The 11,635-nt window shown below is 48.9% G+C and carries 8 protein-coding genes; 6 read left to right on the top strand and 2 right to left on the bottom strand.

From position 1 onward, the window contains the following. Positions 1-234 precede the first annotated feature (234 nt). Entirely contained in the window at positions 235-462 is a 228-nt protein-coding gene (locus CX664_RS04945; RefSeq protein ID WP_101745669.1) for a hypothetical protein, read from the top strand. A 254-nt stretch (positions 463-716) separates the two neighbouring features. Here CX664_RS04945 and CX664_RS04940 read toward each other — a convergent pair whose 3' ends face one another. Both CX664_RS04940 and CX664_RS04935 read right to left on the bottom strand, forming a co-directional pair. After that, positions 717-1,280, bottom strand: coding sequence for a hypothetical protein (locus tag CX664_RS04940; RefSeq protein WP_101745668.1), 564 nt, complete (start codon positions 1,278-1,280; stop codon positions 717-719). 2 nt (positions 1,281-1,282) lie between these two features. Next, entirely contained in the window at positions 1,283-2,989 is a 1,707-nt protein-coding gene (locus tag CX664_RS04935) for a hypothetical protein (protein ID WP_101745667.1), read from the bottom strand. A gap of 469 nt (positions 2,990-3,458) precedes the next feature. Here CX664_RS04935 and CX664_RS04930 point away from each other — a divergent pair, with 469 nt between their 5' ends. The 5 genes from CX664_RS04930 (at position 3,459) to CX664_RS04910 (ending at position 11,569) form a co-directional block, all read left to right on the top strand. Beyond that, positions 3,459-4,580 (top strand): FAD:protein FMN transferase, encoded by a 1,122-nt coding sequence (locus CX664_RS04930; RefSeq protein ID WP_145999831.1) that lies wholly within the window; start codon positions 3,459-3,461, stop codon positions 4,578-4,580. Between the two features lie 87 nt (positions 4,581-4,667). After that, positions 4,668-4,901 carry a (Na+)-NQR maturation NqrM gene (gene nqrM, locus CX664_RS04925; RefSeq protein ID WP_244910624.1) on the top strand — a complete coding sequence of 78 codons (234 nt, stop codon included), beginning with the start codon at positions 4,668-4,670 and terminating at the stop codon, positions 4,899-4,901. 132 nt (positions 4,902-5,033) lie between these two features. Continuing rightward, positions 5,034-6,428, top strand: coding sequence for a Si-specific NAD(P)(+) transhydrogenase (sthA, locus tag CX664_RS04920; RefSeq protein WP_101745664.1), 1,395 nt, complete (start codon positions 5,034-5,036; stop codon positions 6,426-6,428). 324 nt (positions 6,429-6,752) lie between these two features. Beyond that, positions 6,753-11,033, top strand: a complete 4,281-nt coding sequence (locus CX664_RS04915; RefSeq protein ID WP_180966376.1) for a LamG-like jellyroll fold domain-containing protein — start codon at positions 6,753-6,755, stop codon at positions 11,031-11,033. A gap of 125 nt (positions 11,034-11,158) precedes the next feature. Further along, positions 11,159-11,569 carry a basic helix-loop-helix domain-containing protein gene (locus CX664_RS04910; protein ID WP_145999830.1) on the top strand — a complete coding sequence of 137 codons (411 nt, stop codon included), beginning with the start codon at positions 11,159-11,161 and terminating at the stop codon, positions 11,567-11,569. Positions 11,570-11,635 lie beyond the last annotated feature (66 nt).

The raw sequence follows: 11,635 nt of genomic DNA, 5'->3' as shown, positions 1-11,635 counted from the left end.
TCAATGGGTTATTAACGGGTTTTGACCAGATCACTGAATTCCTGACGGTAAGCGTAACAATACCTTTCTCTCACATCAATAAACAAGTTTTCAATAAGAAACAAATTTTCACAGCGACATGGTTAAAAGGGCATCTGGAGCCCATCTTGAATACACCGGAAGACGAGTTTCAATCACTCAACGCTGATGACATCAAGGCAAGAGCCAGAAAGAGGCTGAACAATTCCGGAGGTGATGAGTGAGCGAACTCTACCGCTTTGCCCGGTAGCCATTGCTCAGCAGGAAGAAATCTGGCTCTTTACCTACAAACATTGGGGAGAAAAACAGGCCGATCTTTACATTGATGGGCTACACCAATATTTAACCAGCGTCGCCAGAAACCATGCTCTACTGAAAGTGCTACCGGAGAGCATCATCAACGGAGTCAGTTTTTGCGTTATAAGAAGCACTATGTATTTGTAAAATCCTCCGATGGTGCGCAATCGGAAGTTTTATACGTCCTGTCTATTTTGCACAGCAGTATGGACATACCAGCACGTTTAAATGAGTTGCTTGATGAGTTATAGAAAGCAGCCTGCAGGAGAGGAATGCTTCTTTCTCAGGTGGTTGATGGCGCGGCGATGTTGGGAGGAAGTTCAAGATGCAAGACCCCAGCTTTTGGGGCGGACCATATATGATACCGGTTATGCACTGGAGTGTGATTTTTTACCTGAACATTAAACCTGTTTGCCAGTTAGCCAGTCAGCAGCTGCTTCCAGTGGGTTGGCGGCCATTTCCCATTTCACTTTCTCTCCGGACTGCTTGATGATACCCCACTGTCCGGGTTGAAAGAATGAACGACAGATAACCAGCTTTTCATCGGATGCCAGATGATTGGTTGCTACAGAGTCCTGACAGGCAATGTAAAGCTGGCTGGTGAGGTCATAGTCCACAATCTGTTTTTCCTGCCAGCCTTCCGGCGTTTCCGGTAGACCATCCTGAAACAGCACTGCAATGTGTTGATCAATCATGTAGTAGTGCATTGCTCTGGAAGCAAAACCATGACCGGATACGCCAAAGACGACCATGCTTGGGCACTGACCAGTTAGTAACTGGTTCAGATAGAACTGGAAATGATAGGGGTCGGGCAGGGATGGAGCTGTCGTGAACAGCGGCGAATGGGGGATTTGCTGAAGTTTACCGATAAATTTGTGATGTAACGGTGGACAGGGCAGCCCCTCGCTGGTCAGGAGTGCAACAGCCGATTGATAACAGTTACGGCCCGCTTCGTGCTCAAACATAACTATAAACCTTGTGATTGTCCCTGGACGGATAATAGATAGCTGTCGGGTGCATGGTGGCGCTGGAATTGCGCAGCATTCAATCCTGTGGACGGATCTTTCCATTGTTGCCAATTCTCAATAACCCGGCCATTGCTTGCCAGCATGGAGGCATGGCTCTGCAGTTCTTTCACACGGCTGACCGTAGACTTTGCTTCCTCTCGGGTTATCAATCCATCCATTTGCTGGTGAATCTGCGCCGGGGTGATTGACATCAGTTTCTCATAGACTCTGGCATCAATCACCGAAGGTAACCCTGCGGTACTTCCTGCAAACCGGCGAAATCCTCCGGGCTTTGAAGGGGTGCGTACCTGATGGAGGCCAGGGTAGAAACCCATGTCATTATCAATCAGCGTAACCTTACCGTCTTCCGGATCGATAAACAGGTTGCCTGGATGACGATCCTGCTGGGCACAGATTCCATCAAGCCATTCTGCACTGTTGAGCTGTTCCTGAATCTTTGCAGCTTTTTGAGGCTGGCTATCGTCTTCAACCGGGGTCCAGTTATATTGGTTAGTACTTTGGTCGTAAGGCTTGACACCTTTGGCCACATCCATCAGTACGCCGACTTGTCCGTCGTGCACCGTCAGCTCCATCTCAGGCATCAGTCCGGTTCCCAGCAGGTTGTCAAATTTTGCTGCTGCAAAGTTGCGTGTGGCAAATCTTGGTTTGCTTTTATCAAGATAGTTTTTTGCGCCAGTAATGGAATCAAATGGGCAAGGATCAACAGGGTCATCACCTTTAAAGATTTTTTCGACCACCCCGGTGCTGGTCTGAAACTGGAGTTTAGTCACTGAGTGAATAGCACCTGAACCAAAATTTTGATCAGACCCTCGTATCAGTTGGCTATCGTTAAAGGAGCTGAAATGCTTGACCATAGTAGGCGTCAGGTCGTATCCAAGTCGTTTAAGCTCCATAGCCTGAGTCAGATCCAGTGAGCCTGCAACACTGGCAACTCCCGGATCATCCATAACCTGAAGCATCAGCTTCTGTTCATTGTGAAAGGTTCGCAATAACCCGTTCAGTTGTTGGAATTCTGTTGGATGCATCATTCCGCCTTGCTGATTAAGCAGCTGGCTCAGCTCGTTAAAACCTTTCTGCAAATTATCAATGACCTGCCTGCCCTGCTGCTCAATTTCACCTTTGTTGGTTGCCAATGGTTGCTTAATGGCTTGACTGTGCAGAGAAATATGGTTGCTGACCTGACCAAGCTGACCGCCTTTTACCAGTAGTGCATGGTTTTTTCCCCAAGGGGTTTTACCCTGATTATGAGCAGACCAGGCTGCATTCAATATGTCTCTGGAGACCTGCTGGGGCTGCTGAAATTGAGCGGTTACCCGCTCCCTGGAAACCAGGCGGCGGTACTTTTTATTTTTGTACAGTGCGGCTCCTTCACCGGATGCTTTTTGGCGTTGTGGTAATTGAGTTCTTTTGGATTTTGATGATGATGCGGTTGGATTGACATGATTTTGTGGAGAAACCGTCTTTGCTCCACGCATGTGAACAGATTTTTTGGGGGGGCGGCCAGATGCTTGTTGATGAATATGTTTGGTTGCCTTATTGGGAGCAACGGTACGATTAAAAGCTGCTCCAATTTTTTTTATACGACTTTTGACAGAATCAAACAGCGACGCATGATTCTGCCGATTGACTCCCTCTAAACCCGCCATTCCCTTTCCCTGCTTATAAAAAAACTTTTTTTAATTGTGATAAATAGTATAGCGAAACCAAAAAAAAACAGTCACAGGCCTTGAATCTTGCAGACTAGGAGGCTGACCGAGAATAGCGCCCGTAGCGAGGATGGCAGAAAATTGAGGATAAAAATTCGGTTTTGTGAGGTGAATAGCGGGGCTATTTGCCGAACAAAAGCGGATTTTTAGACCAATTTGCTGCCACCGCAGTAGGGCAGTCTATTCTTGCTCAGCCTCCTAAGTAACTGCCCGAATCGTTCCGTTTAATCCCTGATGATTATCCCACAGGCAGGTGCTAGAATCCGGCCAGACTTTCAGCCGGGAGCTTTCTCAGAGCATCTTTTCCAGCGCACCGACATAAGGTAGTTATCCTTGCCCGCACGGTGTTAAGAGAACTGCCTGAGATTGACTCAGGCCCTATTGAACCACTATCTATCAGGAGCTCCACTTGCTTTCCCGATCTCTGAAGCGATCATTGATACCTGCCATCATTGTGCTGGTGGCGGTATTTCTGGTGTTGAGTACGCGGCCCAGGCTGAATAGCTTTCAGGGGCAGGTTATGGGAACGACCTATAACGTCAGTTATGTAGCGACTCTGTTCAGTCATCCGGTAAAGGATGTGTCCGCTGTAGTTCAGGATGCCCTGGCTGATGTGGATCAACGGATGTCAACCTATAAGCCTGACTCTGAGCTGATGCAGTTTAACCGGGCTCCGGTAGGGGAGCCGTTTAAACTGTCCGGTGATATTGTTCAGCTGGTTCAGCAAGCCAGGGCGATTTCTGATCTGTCGGATGGAGCCTACGATATTACCGTAGGCCCCCTGGTGAACCTGTGGGGGTTTGGCCCGACACAATGGGTTGCCGTCAACGACAGTCACGAGGATAGTGACTCCCACCCACTGGCCAATGCTCCGGAATTTGTCAAATGGATAGAGGATCAGTATCCGGGCCATATTCCCGAGGCAACCGCTATTCAGGAAGCCCTGGCCAACGTTGGTTATCAGAGTCTGAAAGCGGACCCTGAAGGCTCAACCCTGACCCGTGAAAAGGCGTTGTTTGTTGATCTGAGTTCCATCGCCAAGGGCTATGGTGTTGATCAGGCGGCAGCGGCTCTCAGGGCTCAGGGTATTGAGGACTTTATGGTAGAGGTTGGTGGCGAAGTGCTGGTTCAGGGTGTCAAGCCTAATGGCAACCCCTGGCGATTGGCGGTGATCGGTCCTGAAATGGGAAAAAACGGCGTATCAGCATTGGTTGAGCCTCTGGACAAGGCACTGGCAACCTCTGGTGATTATCTGAATTTTTTTGAAGTCGATGGCAAGCGTTACTCACATACCATTAATCCCGTTACCGGCTGGCCTGAAGCCAAGCGGGTAGCGGAAGTGGCTGTCATTGCCGATACCTCGGCCCGGGCCGATGCCCTGGCCACCATGTTTATGGTGCTGGGGGATGAGAAAGGACTGGAACTGGCGAACAGGCTGGGTATTGCGGCACGTTTTGCCTATTATACCGATGAAGGATTTGCAACGGTAACCAGTGAGGCCTTTAAGCCTTATCTGGTTCAACAGCCATGAACAACCTTGAGCGGGAAATAGCGTTTCAATAAACAGGTTCCGTGTATCACCTGAACCATTTCATGGTAAATAATGGAGGAATCAGTCATGACCATTATGCTGATTACATTTTGTACTTTTCTGGTACTCATTGCGGCTATGGCGGTGGGTGTGATTTTTGACAAAAAGCCGATTAAAGGCTCCTGTGGTGGCCTTAGTAATCTTGGCCTGAAGGACAGCTGTGTCATTTGTGGCGGCGGAGACAACACAGATCCTCTTTCCGAGGTGAATGATGACCTGTTTTATGACGCGACGGCTGCAAATCAGAGTAAAAAGGCGTAATCGTTTCTGGTTACGTTTGTTGTTTGTAGACACCAGTGACAGCCTCCTGGTGTAAAGCTTTTTGGACACTCAAAGTATAAGCTGTAAAAAAGAATAAACGGATAATGTTTTGGAACCGGGGGAATCGAATAAATGGGTGTCAGTAAATACGATTTGGTCATCCTTGGGTCGGGGCCTGCGGGTGAGGGGGCGGCCATGAATGCCGTCAAGCTTGGTAAAAAGGTCGCTGTCGTTGAGCAGTTTAACTTTGTCGGTGGCAGCTGTACTCATCTGGGTACGATTCCATCCAAGGCTCTGCGCCACTCTGTCAAACAGATCATGGATTTCAATACCAACTCCATGTTTCGTGAGATTGGTGATCCCCGCTGGTTCAGCTTTCCCAAAGTATTGAAAAGAGCGGAATCGGTGATTCAGAAGCAGGTACAGTCCCGGACCATGTACTATGCCCGGAATCGCATTGATCTCTACTTTGGCCGTGGTGTCTTTATTGATGAGCACACCCTGGAGGTGACTGAGCCCAGCGGGAATACGGAACGTCTGTTCGGGTCCAGCTTTCTGATTGCCACCGGGTCCCGTCCCTACCATCCACCCGGTGTCGACTTTCACCATCCCAGGGTTTTTGATAGTGATTCCATTTTGGAGCTGTCTTCTACGCCACGACGCATGATTATCTACGGTGCCGGTGTTATCGGCTCTGAATATGCCTCGATATTCTCTGGTCTGGGCGTGCTGGTGGATTTGATTGATACCCGTGAGCGGCTGCTGTCGTTTCTTGATAAAGAGATTTCCGATGCCCTGAGCTATCAGCTGCGCAAAATGAACGTCATTATCCGTCATAATGAAGAGTTCCAGAAACTTGAGACCATGGATGATTGCGTGGTACTGCACCTCAAGTCGGGCAAGAAACTCAAGGCCGACATGTTGCTCTGGGCCAATGGCCGGACAGGCAATACCCAGGCAATGGGGCTGGAAATGATCGGCCTTAAGCCCGATGGCCGTGGGCAGTTAAGTGTTAATGAAAGCTATCAGACTTCATTACCCCATATTTATGCGGCGGGTGACGTCATTGGCTGGCCCAGTCTGGCCAGTGCCGCTTATGACCAGGGGCGCTCGGCGGCAGCACACCTTTGTAACAGTGAGGACTGGCACTTTGTCAATGAAGTGCCTACGGGGATCTACACCATCCCGGAAATCAGCTCTGTGGGTTGCACCGAAGAAGAACTGACGGCAGATGCCATTCCCTATGAAGTGGGCAAGGCGTTTTTCTCCAGGCTGGCCAGGGCGCAAATCACTGGTGAGGTGGTTGGCATGCTGAAGATTCTTTTCCACCGGGATACCCTGGAAGTGTTGGGCATTCACTGTTTTGGTGACCAGGCTTCGGAGATTATCCATATCGGTCAGGCGGTGATGCGGCAAGAGGGCAAGGCCAATTCACTCCGTTATTTCCTGAATACCACATTTAACTATCCGACCATGGCGGAAGCCTACCGTGTTGCTGCCCTGGATGGGCTGAATCGATTGTTTTGATCCTGCTTAATTGGCTTCTCATCTCAGCAGTGCCCGGAGTACGGCTGCTTCCGGGCGCTGCTGAAATTCCGGAACACGCTTTTTAGCCTGACCATCCAAACAGAGGGTGATTCTGTTTGATATACTAAGAACGTTTCTGAAGCAGGACTTGAATTTTGCTTTTATGCAAAGACCTGCCACCGTTTCCCGCCTCCCCTTTTTGCCGCCTTTTTCTCTTATCACCGTAAACGACCAAAGTTGTGAACCATGAAAGACTTGCCCCCAGCTTTCGTGATCCCGGCTTTCAAAACTTACCGGGACTCCGCTACCAGCCTGCAAGGAATAATGGCTAAACGACAGATGTTGTTGGTTCTATTGATATCTCTACTATCCCTACAGCTCACTTTTGCAGATATTCCCAAAGGCAACCCTCAGCCTAACGCCGCAGGTGTAGTCACCCTGCGCGGCTGGGACGCCAAACTGGGGGCAGGTATCACCTGGGAAGCAAGCGCAAAGTACTTATTGTTCAGCGGAAGTTCCGCTGGTTCTCAAGCAGAATGGACAATCAAAGGTCTGGAGAACATTTCTTACGATGTGAACCTGTTGCTCAGAAATGTCCCTGCCAGCTCTGCAGGTAAGAGCGTTCAGTTACAAATCGGCCCGGAAGCGCTTCAATTTACTCTGGCCCAGACAAGTGGTGATCTAACCAGTATCAAATTAGGTACAGCTACGCCTGGCGAAGGAGAGCACACAGCATTTTTAAAAGGATTAGACGACTACAATGACAGCTTGATGGAAGTCTATCGTATCGTCTTGACTCCAGTTAACATCCAGCGGTGGTGGAATCCCCTTGGCCAGACATGGGAGACGAAGAGGCCCCCTTTAATGCTCGGAGCCCAATGGTATACCGGCAATGGTAACTTCGACACGCCATCGCCAATGAAAGATGTGGATGATGTCCGTCTTAACCGTAAAGGCTATGCAATTGTAACCACCGAGAAACTTAGAAAAAATCTGACAAAGTTAAATGACTTTATCGCCCATAAAGAAGCCATCGGCTTTACTGTATATGTTGTCACTGAAAAAGATCACGGTGGCGGTCATGGTGCCTGTGCGGCGGATAACATACGTACCTGGTTGCGTAATAACTATCAGAGCAAGGATATTCTGTATGTCCTTATGGTCGGTGATCCCGATATTTACCGGGGCGATGTGCCGATGGCCATTGCCAAAGGCGGTATCTCACGCTTTGAACGCCAGGCCAAAGTCGATGCGGGTGAAGTCACAGATTGGTACGAGTATACCTATGGGGTAGCGGCTACTGATCATTACTACGTGGACCTGGTGAATGAAACGATTGATGCCGATGGCGATGGCGTTCTTTACAGTAATGGCGATTGGGGTAAAGGGCATTCAGGGCAGTGGAATGTCCTCGTTGGTCGTATCCAGGTGGCGGGTGAAGGCAGTCAGTTTGGCAAATACAGTGATGTGGATGCGATCTTGCAGAAGTTTATCGACTACGAAAACGAGGCCGATACCACCTGGCGCTACAGACCGGATATCAATGACACAACCTGGAATATCAATGCCGCTCTCTACGAATTTGCAGGCGTTGAGTATCGGGTTCGCGGAGGTGTTGTTGGCGATGGTCATGTGCCGACGGATTTCCAACAGTGGCAGAATGATCACTTCCTGACCAACTACGATATTGGCTATATCCGTACCGGTGGCCATGGTACACCCACCTGGACACAAGGCGGCCTCAGTGTCGATCTCTCACGCAACCATGGTAACAATGTCCGCCCGTACTTATCTGAGATCGGCTCCTGTGAAGCGTGTGAAGTTGGTTTCGACAATAACCTTTGTGCCTCCCAGTTGCGTTATGGTTCCATTGGTGTCATGGGAGGGACTCGCCCGGTGGCGTTACTTGGCAAAAATAATGGTGTTGGTGAACCGTTCTACCGTCATAGCCGCTTCGATATTTTCACCAAAGGTGAGCCCATGGGACTGGCACATTGGCATAGAATGTGTGATGGGCATCGGAGTCTCACAGGAAGTGATATTCTCTGGACACTCAATGGCGATCCGTCCATCCAGGTGATTCCACAGGCGATGAAGCCAACGTACCCGATCATCGCCCGCCCGACGCAGGAAGTCGTCTATGACTGGGATGGTAATGGCAAATTACCACATCAGGAATACGACATTACCAACAACACAGGTGTAAATCAGACACTGGTAATTCAAACAGACAGTCCGTGGTTAAGCCTTGACAGGACATCTGCTTCACTGGCAGCAGGTGAAACGATCACTGTCACTGCTACAGCCAATACTGCCGCCGTGAACCTCGATGAAGGTCAGTCAGTCGCTCATATCTATATCAAGGAAACCGGTGGTTATACCACGACCCGGAAATTCAATTTCTTTAAACGAACACCACACGTCGATGGTTTAATCGACTTTGACCATGTTGTTTCAGGTCAATCACAAACACTGGGCTCTGGTGGCGCTACAGTGGCAGTCAATGAGGCAGCTGTCGTTTTCGGTGGCGTCAGTGGCAAGGCGTACGACACATCTATCGACACCCATGGCCTGGTAATCGGCAATGATGTAATACCTTCTGCACGCCATCACAGCATGACACTCTCGTTTTGGTTTAATTCTGTGAAAGCGATCACTGCTAACGTCAATTTGCTCCACGGTTCTTATGGTAAAGAGTCGCTCAACATTGATATCGTCAACCATGGCACTGGCATAAAAATGCACTGGCCATCTTCACAATTGGCCGGTGCCATAGAATGGAATGAAATCGACGCCAAATACACCAATGAAGGGGATGTAGACATTGCAACAGGAACCTGGCATCAGGTAACCATGGTCCATGAATATGGCGGTATCAACAAGCTCTTCTTCGATGGTCAGCTCGTCGATTCTGCACCCCACGTGGGCTATACCTATAACTTTAACAGTCTGACTTTCGGCAAGGGCTTTAACGGGCTCATCGATGAGATTCAAAGCTTTAACTATGCCCTGAATGACGCTCAGGTTGCTGCCAATTATCAACGGACCAAACCGGTCCCGATTGCTCCTGCTTATAAAGGTATTGTTGCAGCAGGAGATGTTCAATTTGACTGGACAAGCGTACACGGTGCGGCAGGCTATGAACTTTTTATCAGTTCAAACAAAACGGATGTTGATAACCCGGACAGTGGCTTGGCAGCTGCCTGGACAGGCAGCCCTACTGAAGTTGTACAGACGGTTCACGACACCGACCAGGTTTTCTGGCGAGTGGATGCCATTATGGCTGACGCCAGTCGTATCCGGGGCGATACCTCCAGCTTCCGAAAAGTGGCTTCTGGCTATGTGGCTCATACCAACCAGGCTCCGGTGGTCACTCAGTCAACCATTGACCTTGGTACGATTGAGGGAAGTAAACCCTTTGGACCTGTTGATCTTAGCCAATACTACAGCGATCCTGAGGGAGGTGAACTCCTCGTCTTCCATAAAAATACGGCAACTGGTACTTATGGGCCATGGGGTGGTGCCTTTTCAGCGGGTTTGAACGTTCATGGTAGTGGTCAGGTTTACTCTAATGAGGGTGTAACGAATGCTGATGCACAGACCATAAAACTCAAGGTTGTTGACGACCGGGGTCAGGAAACGTTCTTTGACTTGAATTACAAGGTTGAGCAGGCCCCGAAATTCACCAGCAATGCTTTTCTGGTAATGGAAGATACAGCGGTCAACACTGTCGTTACGACGCTTACCGCAACGGATGCTAACCGTGGCGACACAACCGTCATCTATTCTGCAGTGGGCGGTGATGGACTCAGTCATTTCGCAGTTGCCCCTGATGGTACTGTGACCTTAATAGCGGCTTTGGACTTTGACCTGAAACCTTCATACAGCCTCGTTGTCAGTGCAACCGATGAACACGGCTACTCTTCTGAACAGACCTTTACCATTTCAATTGGCAACACTGTAGGGCTGCCGCTTCTTACTACTCATTCGACGTCTTTTGCAGTCGCTACGCTCACCGACTCTGGCTTATCACCGGATATCCCTGATCGCTCACTGGCTTCTATTACCATCGATGAGGTAAATGATCGTCTCGTCATTACCACAACTGGCAACACGGATATGTGGAAGGCACGTAACAATGGCCCTATTGCTTATTTTACGGCGCCCGGCTCTGAGTCCTGGGTAGTGGAAACAGAAGTCGAACTGAACACCGCACAAAATCGTCAAATTGCAGGCCTTACTGTCTACGCGGATGAAGATGGTGCACAACCGGTATTTTCCTATGGCCTGGACTACTGGAGTGGTCGTGATGGACTTATTAACCTCCAAGGCCTTGGTACCAATAACCCGCTTATTAACGTCAGTGCCCATAATTCTGGCAAGGTCAAACTGCGTATGGAAATGATTGAAAATGGTCATGGCACCGGGGTTGACAGGTACACGTTCTTCTATGATCTGTTGGATGGTAATGGCATGCAGAAGCTCACATCTTATGGCTTCTCAGTGGACAGAAGCCGTATTGGTCTTTTCCTGAAAACGGCGCACGCACGTACAGCGTACTTCGATAACTTTGAGGTTTATGAAGATAGCATGCCAGCGCCTTGAGTTTTCAAAAAATGTCGTCTTTCTACTTACCGAAGCCGGGACAGCGCCATAAACATGAGCTTAAAAGGGGCTGGTGAGTACTTTTGCTATATTCATTATTCAAAATAAAGAAGGTAATAAATCAGATGCATATTAATACAATACCAATGCAGCCAAATCAGATGCCACCAGATGAATCATCTGGCGCTATAGGAATAAATCCTGCTAATCATACAACTAAAGATACAACGTTCAAACAGTTCGATGTTCATCAGGTTGATCACCGAAACCTTTATTTCACACCAACTGCAGGGGAATATCCCGATCTCACCACAACAAGAGAAAGAATGCGTGCGGCCATTGATAAGCATAGGCGCATAGCTAGCCTTAGAGAAAGGCATCGTGTCGGTAGAATTAACGACGCCTTCGAGGTACTTAAAAATAAAATTCCCGGAGGGGCTGGAAAATCATTAACAAAACTACAGATATTAAGACAGGCGTGTCTATACATTAGAGCCCTTGAGCACCAACTCAGAAATCCCCCCGGACCTTTCTGATTGGTTGAATGGCACTATCGTTGACGCACAGCAGGTGTAACTGTTTGAAGGTTTAATCTGCAGCTG

The organism is Endozoicomonas acroporae (assembly GCF_002864045.1).
Taxonomy (GTDB): domain Bacteria; phylum Pseudomonadota; class Gammaproteobacteria; order Pseudomonadales; family Endozoicomonadaceae; genus Endozoicomonas; species Endozoicomonas acroporae.
Note: the sequence above shows the minus strand (reverse complement) of the source record. Positions and strands in the feature narration are given on the sequence as shown.

What these genes read in the sequence shown, in the direction of transcription:
- CX664_RS04945 (WP_101745669.1), top strand. Translation starts at nt 235, where the DNA reads ATGAGTGAGCGAACTCTACCGCTTTGCCCGGTAGCCATTGCTCAGCAG.
- CX664_RS04940 (WP_101745668.1), bottom strand. Translation starts at nt 1,280, where the DNA reads ATGTTTGAGCACGAAGCGGGCCGTAACTGTTATCAATCGGCTGTTGCA.
- CX664_RS04935 (WP_101745667.1), bottom strand. Translation starts at nt 2,989, where the DNA reads ATGGCGGGTTTAGAGGGAGTCAATCGGCAGAATCATGCGTCGCTGTTT.
- nqrM (WP_244910624.1), top strand. Translation starts at nt 4,668, where the DNA reads ATGACCATTATGCTGATTACATTTTGTACTTTTCTGGTACTCATTGCG.
- sthA (WP_101745664.1), top strand. Translation starts at nt 5,034, where the DNA reads ATGGGTGTCAGTAAATACGATTTGGTCATCCTTGGGTCGGGGCCTGCG.
- CX664_RS04915 (WP_180966376.1), top strand. Translation starts at nt 6,753, where the DNA reads ATGGCTAAACGACAGATGTTGTTGGTTCTATTGATATCTCTACTATCC.
- CX664_RS04910 (WP_145999830.1), top strand. Translation starts at nt 11,159, where the DNA reads ATGCATATTAATACAATACCAATGCAGCCAAATCAGATGCCACCAGAT.